The organism is Nitratireductor sp. StC3, from assembly GCF_003015025.1.
Taxonomy (GTDB): Bacteria; Pseudomonadota; Alphaproteobacteria; order Rhizobiales; family Rhizobiaceae; genus Mangrovimarina; species Mangrovimarina alexandrii.
In genome coordinates this window covers 109,923-125,812 of sequence record NZ_PYBP01000012.1, presented here as the reverse complement: position 1 = coordinate 125,812, position 15,890 = coordinate 109,923, and the positions used below count along the sequence as shown (strand labels likewise).

Annotated in this window: 7 protein-coding genes; 6 read left to right on the top strand and 1 reads right to left on the bottom strand. The window is 65.4% G+C overall.

Going from position 1 to position 15,890, the window contains the following annotated elements; genetic code table 11:
- The first annotated feature begins 16 nt into the window (after positions 1–16).
- The 3 genes from C7T96_RS20555 (at position 17) to C7T96_RS20545 (ending at position 3,854) form a co-directional block, all read left to right on the top strand.
- Positions 17–925, top strand: a complete 909-nt coding sequence (locus tag C7T96_RS20555; RefSeq protein ID WP_245414193.1) for a sugar ABC transporter substrate-binding protein — start codon at positions 17–19, stop codon at positions 923–925.
- 108 nt (positions 926–1,033) lie between these two features.
- The gene (locus C7T96_RS20550) at positions 1,034–2,077 is read left to right on the top strand and encodes a MupA/Atu3671 family FMN-dependent luciferase-like monooxygenase (RefSeq protein WP_106573137.1); all 1,044 of its coding nucleotides are present in this window, start codon (positions 1,034–1,036) and stop codon (positions 2,075–2,077) included.
- A gap of 13 nt (positions 2,078–2,090) precedes the next feature.
- Positions 2,091–3,854 carry a polyketide synthase gene (locus C7T96_RS20545; RefSeq protein WP_106573136.1) on the top strand — a complete coding sequence of 588 codons (1,764 nt, stop codon included), beginning with the start codon at positions 2,091–2,093 and terminating at the stop codon, positions 3,852–3,854.
- Positions 3,855–3,903: 49 nt separating this feature from the next.
- Here the strand turns inward: C7T96_RS20545 and C7T96_RS20540 are convergent, their stop codons facing one another.
- Positions 3,904–4,740 (bottom strand): amidohydrolase family protein, encoded by an 837-nt coding sequence (locus C7T96_RS20540; RefSeq protein WP_106573135.1) that lies wholly within the window; start codon positions 4,738–4,740, stop codon positions 3,904–3,906.
- Positions 4,741–4,910: 170 nt separating this feature from the next.
- Here C7T96_RS20540 and C7T96_RS20535 point away from each other — a divergent pair, with 170 nt between their 5' ends.
- The 3 genes from C7T96_RS20535 (at position 4,911) to C7T96_RS20525 (ending at position 15,713) form a co-directional block, all read left to right on the top strand.
- Positions 4,911–5,768 carry a 4'-phosphopantetheinyl transferase superfamily protein gene (locus C7T96_RS20535; protein WP_106573134.1) on the top strand — a complete coding sequence of 286 codons (858 nt, stop codon included), beginning with the start codon at positions 4,911–4,913 and terminating at the stop codon, positions 5,766–5,768.
- A 205-nt stretch (positions 5,769–5,973) separates the two neighbouring features.
- Positions 5,974–6,825, top strand: a complete 852-nt coding sequence (gene fabD, locus C7T96_RS20530; protein WP_106573133.1) for an ACP S-malonyltransferase — start codon at positions 5,974–5,976, stop codon at positions 6,823–6,825.
- Positions 6,723–15,713 (top strand): SDR family NAD(P)-dependent oxidoreductase, encoded by an 8,991-nt coding sequence (locus tag C7T96_RS20525; protein WP_146149216.1) that lies wholly within the window; start codon positions 6,723–6,725, stop codon positions 15,711–15,713. The genes fabD and C7T96_RS20525 overlap by 103 nt, the downstream gene beginning before the upstream one ends.
- Positions 15,714–15,890: the final 177 nt, after the last annotated feature.

The following is a 15,890-nucleotide window of genomic DNA, read 5'->3' as shown; positions in this document are numbered from 1 at the left end:
GAGGAATTTATTGTACGTGGCCGCCGCCGCCATGCTGGCGTCGACCGGCTTGGCACAGGCAAAGACGGTTTGCTACGTGAACGCGGCCGACTCGCATGCCTATGCCACCCCGGCCAACGAGGCGCTTCAGGAGCGCGCCAAGGAGCTCAAGATCGAGATCCTGAGCCTCAGCCAGGACTTCGACGTCCAGAAAGGCACCGAGCAGCTCAACACCTGCGTGGCGCGCGGCGTCGACGGGATCATTCTTTGGCCGCTCGACCCGCAGGCCTACATCCCCGGGCTGGCGCGCGCCCAGCAGGCCGAGATTCCGGCCATTCTCATCAACTCGCCAATGGGCGAGGAGGCGAAGCCGTTCGTGACATCCTTTACCGGACCGGACGTCTATGAGGAGGGCGAGATGGCAGCGGACGCGCTCAACGAGGCACTCGGCGGCGAGGGCTCCGTGGTTATCATCGCCGGCCAGGCCGGCAACGGCACCACGATCGGCCGTGTCGGCGGCTTCGAGGATCGGCTCAAGGAAATCGGTTCGGGCATCAAGGTGCTCGACACGGTCAATGCCGATTTCGACCAGCAGAAGGCGCTGGTCGTGAGCCGCGACCTCATTACGCGTTTCGGCGACGAGCTGGACGGCGTCTACGCCAATGACGACACCATGGCGCGCGGCTTCATCGATGCCTGGAAGGAAGCCAATCCGTCCAAGCCGACCCCGCCGATCGTCGGCATCAACGGCCAGAAGGATGCCTTCGAGTCCATCCGCACCGGCGAGATGCACGCGACGATCGTCCAGTCGCCGGTCGAAGACGGCCGGCTGGCGATCGAGACGATGGCGCGCATCCTCGATGGCGAGGAGGTCAAGGATCGACTGCCGATCCCGCTGACCGTCGTGACCAAGGAGAACGTGGAGTCGGTCGAGCCGGCATTCTGACGCTCAAGCGGCCGGCCCGGACCGTCCGGGCCGGCCGCTGCTGCGGCATCGCGCGATGGTGAAGGCGCTTGCCGCGCCAGCGGGCGGCGAAGCAATCGGAGAGCGCCCATGAAGTTCAGCCTCATGTTCTTCTCGAATTCCTATCCCGAGGAGGCCGGCGGCGCCTACGCCGTCATCTCGGAGATCGCCCGCTACGGCGACCGGCACGGTTTCGAGGCGGTCTGGATACCGGAGCGCCATTTCCATACACTCGGCGGCATCTATCCCAATCCGGCCGTCGTCGCGGCCTATCTGGCGGCGGTGACGGAGACTATCCGCCTGCGCGCCGGCAGCGTCGTGGTGCCGTTGCATCACCCAGCCGAGATCGTCGAATCATGGTCCGTTGTCGATCAGCTTTCGAACGGGCGCGTCGACCTCGCGCTGGCAAGCGGCTGGAACGTCAACGACTTCGTGCTCTCGCCATCCTCCTACGCGGACCTGCGCAGTATCTGGCTCGAGCGCATCGACGAGATTCGCAGGCTTTGGCGCGGCGAACCGGTCGCCTATCCGAACGGAGACCAGGCGTCGACGGAAATCGTTACCTATCCCCGGCCCGTTCAGCCCGAGCCGAACCTGTGGCTGACGGCGTCCAAGCAGCCGGAAAGCTTCCGTAAGGCGGGCGCATTGGGGATGAACGTTCTCACCATGCTCGCCGGGATTTCGCTTGAGCAGCTCGCGGACAAGGTTCGGCTCTATCGCCAAGGTCGCGAGGAAGCCGGCCTCGATCCCGCCGGAGGCACGGTGACGCTGATGCTGCACACGTTCGTCCACGAGAACATCGACACCGTGCACGACGCGGTGCGTGGTCCTTTCCTGCAATACATCAAGACCAGCCTGTCGAGCCATCTGCAGGGCAAGGCCGTCGACGTCGGCCGGCAACTTTCTCCGGCGGAGATCGACGACATGGCCGAATATTCGTTCGAACGCTACTTCAACACCGCCGCGCTTTTCGGGACGGTCGGCGACACGCGGAAATTCGCCCTCTCGGCTGCCGCGGCGGGGGTGGACGAGATCGCGTGCCTGCTCGACTACGGTCCCTCCCTCTCCGACATCCGCGCGAATCTCCCCTACCTGGCCGAGCTCAAGAGAAGCTTCGAGCCGGTCGACGCGTAGGCTTGCGCCCGACATGCAGGCGGCTGCCGACCAAGCGCTTGGGGACAACATCGCGCCGCGCGGTGTCGCGGGTCGTGCGCGTTCGCCGATGGCGATCGTGGGCATGTCGTGCCGCTTCCCCGGCAGCCGGGGGGCGGAAGCGTATCACCGTTCCCTGATCGGCGGGGCCGACCTTTTTTCGCCACCGCCGCGCGAGCGATGGCGCTGGTGCGGCAACGACCGGATCGCCGTGCCCAAGGTGGGGGCGCTGGACGACGTCCTGGACTTCGACAACGGCCTGTTCCGCCTGTCTCCCCGCGAAGCCGAGACAATCGATCCGCATCAACGCGTGATGCTGGAGGAAGCCTGGCTCGCGATCGAGAACGCCGGATATGCGCCGGAGGAATTTCGGCGCCGCTCGACCGGCACGTTCGTGGCGATGTACAATCAGGACTTTCAATTCTACGCCCGTGCCGGGGACTGGGACGAGATTTCGCGGATCTATCTCGCCGCCGGCAGCGCCCGCTCGCTCGTGCCCAACCGGATTTCCTACGTCTTCGATTTCCGCGGGCCGAGCGAGATCGTCGACACCGCCTGCTCCAGCGCCCTCGTCGCCGTCCACCGCGCGGTCGAGGCGATCCGCAACGGCGAGTGCGAACAGGCCGTCGTCGGGGCCGTCAGCCTGCTCCTGGAACCGAGCAGGCTCGTGATGCTGCAGGAACTCGGCTTGCTCAGCCCGTCGGGGGAATGCGCCCCGTTCGACCGCGATTCCGGCGGGCAGGTGCTGGGCGAGGGCGTGGCCGCGCTGGTGATCAAGCCACTGGAGGCGGCGCTGGACGACCGCGACACCATTCATGCCCTCATCCTGGCCAATGGCGTCAATCATCAGGGCGCCTCGTCCGGCGGCCTCACGCGGCCGGATGCCGCCGCCCAGGCCGATCTGGTCCGCCAAACCTATCGCCGCCACGGGCTCGATCCGCGGCAGGTGGCCTATGTCGAGGCGCATGGAAATGGCGGCGGCGGCGATCTCAGCGAGTTGCTGGCGTTTCAGGCGGTTTTTGCCGAGGGTGTCCGCATCGGCTCGGTGAAGGGCAATATCGGCTTCCTCGAGGCAGCCGGCGGCATGTCTCAAATCATCAAGGTCGTCATGGCGATCAGGCGCGGGATGGTGCCGGGGACCCGGGGCCATCGAAGCATCGTGGAAGACACGGAGCTACGCCCCGGCGCTTGCCGTATCCTGTCCGAGAATATCGCGGTTCGAGAGCTTTCGGCGGGTATCGGGCAGGCCGCTTTCACGGCCGCCGTTCACGCTTACGGGCTGGGCGGATGCAATGCCCACATCGTTTTGAGCGAACCGCCGCCCCCGCCCGCTGTCGACCCGGCGCCGGACCGTCTTCCCATTCTGCTTTCCGGCGACGAGGCGGACGATCTGCGCCAGCAGGCCGAGCGGCTGCTGCAATGGCTTGACCGCGAGGCACCTGAATCACTCGCCGACCTGGCCTTCACCCTCGCCGCCGGCAGGTCTCATCGCGTCTGCCGTAGAGCGTTTCTGGTTTCATCGAGGAGCGAACTCGCGATGCGGCTCTGCGATCTCGCGCGGGGCGCGACGCAGCCGCAGCGCGCCGGAGAAGACGGAGCCGGTCCGCCGGACGATCGGGTCGGGGCGGCGGCGAGGCGCTGGCTTGCCGGGGAAACGGTCGACTGGGGAGAGGTTCTGAAGGCGGGACGGCGCACGGCGATCGATCCAACGCCCCTGCGACGCCGCAGCTTCCCCCTGCCGAGCGTCCGTGCCGAATAACCTCCCCCGTTCACGCCCCGATCGCGCGAACGGTGATGCCGCCGTGACCTCAATCGATCGATGTCAGCCCGTAAAATCGCGTCGCGTTGCGGGAGAATATCCTCGCATCCGCGCTCAGCTCCGCGGGCAGGGCACGCATCGTCGCCGCAAGCACGTCTGCATATTCACCGGCAATCCGGCACACCGGCCAATCGCTGCCGAACATCAGCCTTTCCGGCCCGAAACAGACGAGCGCGTGGTGAACATAAGGCTGCAGGTCGCGGACGCGCCAGTCTGCCGGGTCGGCTTCGGTAATCAGGCCGGAGAGCTTGCAGTGCACGTTCTCGAAACGGGCCACGCGCTCGATTGCCGCCCGCCAGGGATCCAGTTCGCCGGAGCCGATCGGCGGCTTCGACAGATGGTCGATCACCGCCTTCAGCCCCGGTATTTGCTCGAGCACCGCGGCGACATGGCCGAGATGGCGCGGATAGGTGAGGAAGTCGAATGCGACCCCGGCTTCGGCGATCGCCTTGAGGCTGCGTATCACCTGCGGGCGCACAATCCAGTCGTCGTCGGGCAGATCCTGCAGCATCGGCCGTATTCCGACAAATTTCGGCCTGTTCCGGTAGATCGACAGCTGCGCCTCGAAGTCGTCGCTTTCCAGATCGAGCCAGCCGACCACGCCGGCAATGAAATCCGTGGTTTCGGCAAGGTCGAGCAGGAAGTCGGTTTCGGCCTGCGTTTGGGCTGCCTGCACGACGATGGTTTTCACCACGCCGAACCGCTGCAACACGGGTGCCAGATCGTCGGGAAGGTAGTCGCGCAACAGGATATCGGGTGCGCCGCGCATCCAGTCATAATCGTTGCGCGCCGGCTTCCAAAGATGATGATGCGCATCAACGATCATTTGATGTCCTCGTTCTGGTGGCGCCCGATGACCCGACCGGGCGAAGCCGGGGAGCGATTTTTTTGCCCGGGATCGGCTCGCTTGACCTGATCATTATACTAGTATTTTATTCTTTTGAACCGGTGATTTTCAATTCGTTCTCGAACGACCTCACGGGAGGAGGCGCGAAAATGGGCAGCGTCTCGCTTCGCAGGCTCGATGATCGCGGTCGTGCGGCGTCGCGCAGCAATCATTTGGGCATCGCCGGTGGTTCGCATGAGGACGACGATGCGGCGGCGGGCCGGCCTCGTATCGACCTGTGGTACGTGCCGCTCGACGATTTCTCGCCGGCGGAACAGGCAGACTGCCTGCAACTCCTGAGCCACGATGAGCGGCAGCGTCACGGGTCTTTCAAAGCGGAATCGGCCCGCCAACAATATCTCGCCGCGCGGGGCCTCGTGCGGACCAGCCTGTCGCGCTATCGCGACATCGCGCCGAAGGACTGGCGCTTCGCGACCAATCGCCATGGCCGCCCCTATATCGCCGATTGCCACGGCGTCAGCGATCTGCATTTCAGCCTCTCGCACACCCACGGCATGGTCGTCTGCGCGGTGGGCGGCGTCGCCGAACTGGGCGTCGATGTCGAACACCGCGCCCGCATGGGGCCTGTCGACGATCTGGCCAAAAGCGTCCTCGCGCCGCCGGAACAGGTGCGTTTCGATGCCTTGGCGGCGGATCGGCGTGGCGCGTTCTTCTTCACGCTGTGGACCCTGAAGGAAGCCTATCTGAAGGCGCGTGGGCTGGGGATGTCGCTGCCGGTGGAGGGCGTCTGGTTCGACGTCGACGACGTGCGGCCGATGGTGCATTTCACATGCGCCATCGCGGACGATCCCGCGCGCTGGGCGTTTCGCAGCCTTCGATTGATGGGCTATGCCCTCGGCATCGCGGTGTCGACATCCATCGAACCGCATCTCGTGCTCAGGCGGACGCGCCCCATCAACCTGCCCGCGGGGTGGGAGCGCGGGCAAACCGCGTCCGGCGCCGGCTGAGGGCAAAACAATGATCCGGGCCGTCCACCTTGTTCGACGCATTCTATTATATTAGGATAACAACCTTGAGGCGTATCAGCGAAATGAGGGCCTTTGCTTGGAGGAATGCCTCTCCAGCGCAAGAAAGTCGCAACGCTGCAAACGCCAAACACGAGCCGGCTGGTTTGCCGTGGCGACCGGGCGGAGGAGGGGAGGTCGCTCGAACATGGAAGCATTCATCTTTCCGGGGCAAGGCTCGCAGCATCGCGGCATGGGAGGCGCGTGGTTCGAGCAAGAGGAATTCCGGAGACTTGAGAGCGAAATCGACCAGATTCTCGGCTATTCCATTCGCGCTCTGTGCCTCGAGGATCAGGACGGCCGGCTGAGACAGACCCAGTTCACGCAGCCCGCGCTCTATGTCGTCAACGCGCTGCACCATTTCGGTGCGGTGCGCGAGAACGGGCTTCCGTCATACGTGGCGGGTCACAGCCTGGGCGAGTTCAACGCGCTTTTCGCCAGCGGCGTGTTCGATTTTCACACCGGGCTCAGGCTCGTCAAGAAGAGAGGCGAACTCATGGGCCAGGCGCGCGGCGGCGCCATGGCCGCGGTGATCGGTCCGGATGCCGAAACGCTCGCCGGGCTGATCGAGGATCATGCGTTGTGCACGATCGACATCGCCAACCACAATTCGCCAAGCCAAACCATCATCTCCGGTCCCGAACGGGATATCGACGCTGCCGAAACGGCGCTCAAGCCGCATGTCGACATGTTCATTCCGTTGCCGGTCAGCGCGGCTTTCCACTCGCGCTACATGAAAGATGCCGCCGACGCGTTCCGCCTTGCCCTGGCGGATTACTCTTTCAACGCACCCCGGCTCGGCGTGATATCGAACGTCACCGCGAAGCCCTATCCGGCCGAAAACAGTTCCGCCGCGATCAAGGATCTGTTGGCCAGACAGATCACCAGTCCGGTCCGGTGGCAGGACACGGTTCGGCATCTGAGAAATCTCGGCGTCACCAAATTCACGGAAGTCGGACCGGGAAACGTTCTGACGAAGCTCGTCGCACAGGTTCACTGACACGCTCCAGGCAAGTCGAGACCGCGGCCGGGCGACGGTTATGCCTTGGCGAAGTCGCATGGTGGGAGACGATGGCAAACACACCCAAAACGAAAATCCCCGAAACGCCGGCGCGGCTGCTGCTAGACCGATGCTTTCAGGATGGCGCGCCGAAATATATCGTCGACATCGGCTTCGGCGCGGGCACTTTATCGCGTCACCTGGAGCGGGTTCTGCGGTCCGAGTATCGCCACCTGCCGTCCGGTTCGCTGCCGATCCTGATCGGCTTGAACCCCAGTCCCGACATCGACCATGCCGGTTCCTCCGCTCGCGTTGTCCCCGGTCTCTGCGACAGCGGTGCGATGCTTGCCGAACAACTGGCCGCGCTCGGCGTTACGGATCTCGAAAACGCTGCCTATATCCATGCTCCGGCCGTGGATACGGAACCCGACGCGGCAGCGATGGCGGCGGCAAGCCTGCTCTTCGATGCCGGCTCGTTTGGCACGTCGCTGAAGCGGCACGGCCTGACCGTTCTGGCCCAGCAATCCGCTTTGGAGCCGTCTTGCGCGATCGCTTGGATGCGCGATCCGCAACGATTGTTGCTGGCGCTGGGGGGCGGCGGGGTTTTTCCCGATGCCGGTCCAGCGTTCGAATTGGGGCAGATGGCGGATACGGACGCGTTCTCGGCCGTGCGCTTCAGGCATCGCGACTACAGCGTTCGTCTTGCCGCCAAGGCCGACCTGCCGGCATTGGCGGCGTTGGAAAAATCATGTTGGGCGGTCGGCAGCCGTGCCTCCTCGGCAATGATCCGCGGCCGGTTGACCCGCCATCCGGCCGGCCAGCTCGTGCTTGAAAACGAACGCGGTCTCGTCGGCGCCGTCTACTCGCAACGTGTTGTCGATGACGATTTCGGCGATTCGACGATGTTCACGGTCGGCAAGCTACACGAGGCCGCCGGGCCGCTGGCGCTGCTGCTCGCGCTCAACGTCCTGCCGGAAATGCAGGACAGGAGCTATGGCGATCAGCTTCTGGAGTTCATGCTCCAATATTGCGCGGCCACGCCGGGCATAGAGGCCGTGATCGGCGTAACGCGCTGCAAGGATTACGCCAAGCACGACGGTGTGGACCTGTCGCGCTACATCAAACTGCGGAACGAGCAGGGACGGCTTGTCGATACGGTGCTTCGTTTTCACGAGATGCACGGCGCCCGGATCGAAAGGCTGGTTGCAAACTACCGGCCACGCGACGGCGAAAACGGCGGTTTCGGCGTTCTGGTCAGGTATGAAGGGCGCCGCCAGCGCAAGGAACTGTCGGTCGACGCCACCGCAACGGCTGTCCCGGTCGGCGCGGACGAAATCGAGTCCTTCCTCGCCACGACGGTGGCGACGATCCTCGGCGCTGGCGATGGCGCGCAGGTCGACGTCGCGCGCCCCCTGTTCGAGCTCGGCATGGATTCGGCGGACCTGCTCGATCTGCGGGAGCGTATTCGCGCGACGTTCGGCGTGCGGCTGGAGGCGACGTTCTTCGCGGAGTACGGCACGTGCGAGCATATCGCGAAGCACCTGGCGGAACGGTTTGCGCAGCCATCCGCCGGCCAGGATGGCACCGCCGCGAAGCCGGCACAGACGAGCGCTTCGTCGGCCGCCGGCTCCCCGCCAGCCGAAAGACGCAAGACACCCGCGCCGAAAGGCGACGCGATCGCGATCGTGGGCATGGCGTGCAGGCTGCCGGGGGGGATCGAGGACCGGCACAGCTTCTGGAACGCGCTGCGCGACGGCAAGGACATGGTCGGTCGGATGCCTGCGGACAGATGGACGTGGCCCGCCGGGATCGACCCTGGCGGCAAGCATCGCGGTATCGACCGGGGTGGCTTTATCCACGGCGTCGACGAGTTCGACCCGTTGTTCTTCCGCATCTCTCCGAAGGATGCCGCGCTCCTCGATCCCCAACAGCGACTGATGCTGCAACTGGCCTGGTCGTGCATCGAAGATGCCGGGTATTCGGCGCACGCGCTCACCGGGACCAAGACGGGCGTTTATGTCGGGGCCAGCGGTTCGGACTATCAGTTGCGTCTCTACAGCGAACAGGCCGACCATATAGACGGGCATTTCGGACTCTCGACGTCCGTCGCCCTGCTTGCCAACCGCATCTCCTATTTCTTCGACTGGAACGGACCCAGCATCCAGATCGATACGGCCTGTTCCAGCTCGCTTGTCGCGGTCCACGAGGCGGTCTCGGCCATCAAGAGTGGCATGTGCGACCAAGCCGTGGCGGGCGGCGTCAACATCATGTGCCATCCGGCCAACAGCGTGGCCTTCTATTCGGCCGGCATGCTGTCCAAGGACGGGCGATGCAAGACCTTCGGCCGCGCCGCAGACGGTTATGTCCGCGGCGAGGGCGGCGCGGTGTTCCTGCTCAAGCCGCTGGACGCGGCTGTGGATGCGGGCGACCGCATTCACGGGCTTATCGCCGGAACGGCGGTCAACCATGGCGGTCAGACCGCGGGGCTGACCGTGCCGAGCAATGTCAGGCAGGCGGCGCTCGTAAGACAGGCTCTTGCGCGCGCCGACGTACCGGCCGACACCATCACCTATGTCGAGGCCCACGGCACCGGAACGGCGCTGGGCGACCCCACCGAGGTCAGGGGGCTTGCCGAAGCCTTCGCGGGCAGCCGCCGCGACATGGGGCAGCCCTATTGCGGGCTGGGCTCCGTGAAGACGAATATCGGACATCTGGAGGCGGCGGCCGGCGCGGCGGGCCTGTTCAAGGTGTTGCTCCAATTGCAGCATCAAACGCTGGTCCGGAGCCTGCATTGCGACCAACTCAATCCGCATATCCGGCTCGACGAGGGCCCGTTCTACGTCGTGCGCGACAGCCGGCCCTGGACCCCGTTGCAAGACGAGGACGGCGATGCGCTGCCGCGGCGGGCCGGCATCAGCTCGTTCGGCAGCGGCGGGGCAAACGCCCATCTCATCGTCGAGGAATATGTCGCGGAACCGGCTGGCGCAGCCGACCTTTCAGCAGGCACCGGAGCGCCGGCCATGGTGGTGCTCTCGGCCAAGACCGAGCAGCGTCTGGCGGAGCGCGCGCGGCAGTTGCTCGATGCGATCGCGACCTACCCGTTGCGCGACGAGCAGCTGGCGGCCGTCGCGTACACGTTGCAAGTGGGGCGACAGCCGATGGACGTGCGCCTGGGCTTCCTCGCGACCTCGATATCCGAACTCGAAGCAACCCTACGCGCTTACCTGGGAGGCGATGCCGCGATCGAGGGCCTTCATCGCGGCAAGGCCGCCCGCAACGCGGATGCCCCGGGCGGTGCCGCAGCCGACAGTCGGGAAAACCTGGCGAAATGGGTCGAGAACGGCGAGCAGGCGAGGCTGCTCGAACTGTGGGTGAAGGGCGGGACGTTCGACTGGGCCGCGCTTTATCCAGAAAACAAGCCAGCCCGCCTCGCGCTGCCGACCTATCCGTTCGCCAGGGAGCGCTATTGGTTGCCGCCGAAACCGAACGCGGTCCAGGCGCGACCCGCCGCGGACGCGCCGGACGCCGCGCGCGCCGATTTTTCGCACCCGCTTGTGCAGGCGCATGCGTCCGAGCTGGCGGAGCGGCGCTTCCTGACACGCTTTGGCGGCGACGAGTTCTTCCTCTCCGACCATGTGGTGCAAGGGCGGCGCGTGCTTCCGGCCGTTGCCTATTTGGAGATGGCGCGCGCCGCCGTGGCGCAGTCGGGCACAGAGACGTCGTGGCGGGTGGGGATCGAACTGAAGGACGTGGTGTGGGCGCAGTCGATTACGGTCGACGCCGCCGCGCTCGACGTCGCGATCGACCTCTCCGCGCGGGACGGTGCGGTCATGGCGTGGATGGTGTCGACTCAAGCTGCCGGGGGGCGGGACGACGAACGCATCGTGCATTGCCAGGGGCGGGCCGCGCCTTTGGCCGAACGCGAAGCCCCGGTCGTCGACATAGCGGCGCTGCAGGCGCAATGCCGGTCGACATCGATCCCGGCAGATGCGTGTTACGAGCGTTTCCGGCGAATCGGCCTGGACTACGGCGCGGCGCAACGCAGCGTCGCCGAACTGTCCGTCGGGACCGATCGGCATGGACGCAGGCAGGTCCTGGCGCGGCTGAACTTGCCCGATCCGGTGCGGGACCACGCGGCGCTCTATGTGCTTCATCCGAGCATTCTGGACGGTGCCTTGCAGGCAGCGCTCGGTCTGGAACTCGAGCGGGCCCAGCAGGACGGCCTGTCGCTGCCCTTCGCGGCCGAAGCGGTCGCCGTGTTCGGCCCGAGTCCGTCCAGCGGCTGGGCTTGGGTGCGCGACAGCGCCGGCGGCGATGCGTCGCGCACGCTGCGCAAATTGGACATCGATATTTGCGACGACGACGGGCGAACCAGCGTGGCGCTGCGCGGCTTCACCATGCGGGCGGCGCCTCAGGGCGAGGAACAGCGCCCCGCGACGATGCCGAGCGATAGCGATGCGGTGACGCTGACGCCGGCGTGGGAGGCGACCGATCCCGCGTGGGGCGACATATGGCCGGCGACCGCGGACATGGTGGCCGTTATCGGCGGCAGCGCCGCGCGCCAGGCCGAATTTCGCGCCGCCTATCCGCAAGCGCGCCTAATCGAGCTCGACCAGGCATCCGGCATGGAGGCGATCGAGGACCGACTTCGCGAGGCGGGCGCCATCGATCACGTCGTCTGGCTTGCGCCGGACGATCCGTCGTCCCTGTCCTTGGGTGAGGGGATGATCGAAGGCCAGCGGCGCGGCGTTCTGCAATGTTTTCGCCTCATCAAGGCACTGCTCAAGCTTGGATATGGCGACAGGCCGCTGGGATGGACGGTGGTCACGACGCAATCCCTGCCGGTCGAGCGCGGCGAGGACCTGAACCCCACCCACGCCGGTGTGCACGGTCTGATAGGCTCGATGGCGAAGGAATATCCGACCTGGCGGGTTCGTCTTCTCGATATGCCCCGCGGCGAAGGCTGGCCTGTCGCCGATGTGTTCCGCTTGCCTGCGGACAGGCACGGCAACCCGTTGGGATACCGGCACGGCGAGTGGTATCGCCGCGTCCTCCTACCCACCCGGCTCGACGGTTCCGGCCCGAGCCCGTATCGGCGCGGTGGCGTCTATGTCGTGCTAGGGGGCGCCGGCGGCATCGGCGAGGTCTGGACCGAGTACATGATCCGCGCCTATCGGGCGCAGGTGGTGTGGATCGGCCGGCGCGCCAAGAATGCCGAAATCCAATCGAAGATCGATCGCCTTTCCGCGCTCGGTCCGGCACCGGACTATCATGTTGCCGACGCGTCGGACGAAGCGGCCCTCGCGCGGGTACGCGATTTGATCAGGCACGCGCACGGCCAGGTCCATGGCGTGGTCCATTCGGCGATCGTCCTCAACGATTCCAGCTTGGCCAGAATGGAGGAAGCGGCCTTCCTGGAGGCACTTTCGGTCAAGGTCGACGGTAGCGTACACCTGGCGCGGGTCTTCGGTCGCGACCCTCTCGACTTCGCCCTGTTCTTCTCGTCGATGCTGAGTTTCAAGGCTCCGCCGGGACAAAGCAACTACGCCGCCGGCTGCGCCTTCAAGGATGCGTTCGCGCATCGTCTGGCTCAAGATCTGCCATGCGCCGTCAAGGTGATGAACTGGGGGTATTGGGGGTCCGTAGGCATCGTCGCCTCACAGGCGTATCGCGAGCGCATGGCGCGGCTCGGGCAAGGCTCGCTGGAGCCCGAGGAAAGCATGGCCGGGCTGGAACTGCTTTTGCGTGCAGGGCAGGATCAGGTCGTGTTGCTGAAGCCGACACGGCCGTTCGCCGACGAAGATGGAGTCGCCTCGGACGAGGTGAGCGTCCATCCGGCACCGTATCCGTCGACGCTTGCGGGGCTGCAAGCCTCGGTCGCGACACGGGCGCAAGAGATGCGGCCAGAAAGGGCGGCGGGTTTTGAAGAGATCGAGCGGTTGCTGCGCCGGCTGCTCTGGGCCCAACTGTGCACGCTCGGATTTCCGGCCTCGCCCACGGACTTTGCCGGGATCAAGGCTGCCTTGGGACTTCGCGATCTTTACGACCGATGGCTGGCGGAGAGCCTGACCGCTCTCACCGACGCCAACTACCTTGCGTACGACGGGACGGTCTATTGGCGGCTGGCATGTCCCGAGGCAGACGAGGCGGCGGCCTGGCGGGAGTGGGAGGCGCGTCGGAGCCTCTGGCTGTCGGAACCGGCCCTGGCGGCCAATGTCACACTCCTCGACAAGACCATGCGCGCCCTGCCCGATATTCTGAGCGGAGCGACGCGGGCGACGGACATCCTCTTTCCGAACGCCTCGATGGCGCTGGTCGAGGGATTTTACAAGGACAATCCCGTCGCCGACTACTTCAACGAGATCGTCGCGACCACGGTCGTCGGCTTCATCGAGCAGCGGGCCGCGCAGGACCCGACGGCGCGCATCCGCATTCTGGAAGTCGGCGCCGGCACCGGCGGCACCAGCGCGCGTATCCTGGAGCGGCTGAAGGGGTATCGGGACCGTATCGACGACTATTGCTATACCGACCTTTCACGGGCCTTCCTCGTGCATGGCGAACGCGTTTTCGGGGCGGAGAACCCGTATTTTCGGACCCGGATCTTCGATGTCGAAAAGCCGATCGCCGATCAGGGCTTCGATGGCGGTCAGTACGATCTCGTCGTCGGGACCAACGTTCTGCACGCCACCCGCAACATCCGACGGACCTTGCGCAATGCCAAGGCCCTCCTGCGCGGCAACGGCCTGTTGTTGCTCAACGAGATCGTCGAGACATCGCTGTTCCTGCATCTCACCTTCGGCCTTCTCGAGGGTTGGTGGCTGTCGGAAGACAAGAGCGTAAGGCTGAAGGGCTCGCCCTGCCTGTCCGCGGATGCCTGGCGGCGCGTTCTCAAGGGCGAGGGCTTCAAGGCGGTGCTCTTTCCCGCATCGCAGGCGGTCGGGCTGGGGCAGCAAGTGGTGGTCGCTGAGAGCGATGGGCTTGTGCGCCAGCAGCGGCACGAGCCTGCCGGTGGCGCAGAGGTGGCGCCGGTCCCGCCGCCCTCGGCGTTCCGCCCGCCGCAGGAGAGACCGAACGAAAGCCATGTCCGCGAGATAGTGGTCGATAAGGTCGCGCAATCGCTGGGCATGGCGCGCGAGCGGATCGAGAGCGACCGGCCGTTTTCGGAATACGGGTTCGATTCGATCGTCTCCGTCGGATTGGTCAACGAGCTCAACCAGGCGCTCCATATCGATCTGCCGACGATCGCGATCTTCGATTTCAACACGGTCGATCGTTTGTGCGAGAAGATTTGCACCGACTTCGCCGACACACTCCGGCCCGCGACCGCGGCCGCCGAAGATCGGAGGCGCGCCGATCCTGAGGCAGCGATGCAGGACGCGGCAATCGGAATGCCGGCCGCTGCCCCGTCCGGAGCGGGCGGCGATATGCAGGCGGACCATGTCCGCGACGTGGTGCTCGACAAGGTCGCGCAATCGCTGGGCATGGCGCGCGAGCGCATCGAGAGCGACCGGCCGTTTTCGGAATACGGGTTCGATTCGATCGTTTCGGTGGGGCTGGTGAACGACATCAACCAGGCGCTGGGTATCGATCTGCCGACGATCGCGGTCTTCGATTTCAACACGGTCGACAGACTTTGCGCGAAAATCTGCGCGGATTTCGGTCAATCGATCGCGGTATCCGCCGGCGACGCCGCACCAGCGGCCAAGCCGGCGGCTCAAAATGTCCAGTCGTCCCCCAGCACCGTCGTCGAGTTGAAGAACATCCTCGCGCGTGGTCGCAAATCCAAACACGCCGACGCGCCGCGACCGGCGCTCTCCGTGGCGGTGAGCCTGCCGAAATTCCATCACGTCCTTCTGACGAATCCTGGTCGGATCGACGATATCCGCCTGGTCGAGGGCACCCTGCCGGACCTCGAGCCGGATCAGGTCCGGGTTGCCGTCCACGCATTTTCTTTGAATTTCGGAGACTTGCTGTGCGTCTCAGGCATGTACCCCACCATGCCCAGCTATCCCTTTACGCCCGGTTTCGAGGCGAGCGGTGTCGTCGCGTCGGTCGGCAGTGCGGTCACGGCGGTCGCGGCGGGCGACCCGGTGATCGCCGTGATGGGAGAACGGCTCGGCGGGCAGGGAAGCGTCGTCACCTGCCGCGAGACGCAACTGCTCCGCAAGCCGGACACGGTCAGCTTCGAGGAGGCCAGCGCGTTCCCGATCGTCACATCGACGATGGTCGGCGCTTTCAGCAAGGCGGAACTGCGCAAGGGGGAACGGATCCTGATCCAGTCCGCCGCCGGCGGGACCGGCCTCGTCGCCGTACAGATGGCGAAGCATCGAGACGCGGAGATATTCGCCACTGTCGGCTCCGACCGGAAGATCGCGTATCTGAAGGAACTCGGCGTCCATCACGTGTTCAACTATCGCGCCAACGATTTCGAGGACGAGATCGGGCGGCGCACCGCCGGCAGGGGGGTCGACGTGGTGATCAACACATTGCCGGCAGATGCCCTGAAAAAAGGCATCAGATGCCTGTCGCCCGGCGGGCGCTACGTCGAACTCGCCATGACGGCGCTGCGGTCGGCGAAGTCGGTGGACCTTTCCATCATGAACAACAATCAGAGCTTTCACAGTCTCGATTTGAGGCGCTTGCTGCTTGATAATCCGGCGGCTGCGATGGCCTATATGAAAGACGGTCTCGACCTGCTTGCGAACCGAACCGTGTCGCCAATGATCGGAAAAATCTTCGAGCTCGAGGAAATCGTCGCGGCCTACCGGCATCTGGCCTCGTGCGAAAGCGTCGGCAAGATCGTTGTCCGTGTCCCGGATTCTTATCGGCACGGCGAGCTCGGGCCGCACGGCGTTGCGATGTTCGACGCGGGCACCCGGTCCGCGTAACGGCGTTGACAAGCAGGCGTCGAGGCGAGGCCATCCTCCGGCCGCAGTGACGACGAGGGAGGCTTTCCGGGCGGCGGAGGAACCGGTTCGCCGTCCGGAAAACCTTCAAACCAATAAGCCGGAACCGATCCGCGCTTCGGTGAAATGCCGGCCGGCTCGAGGGCGGCCGGCACGGCG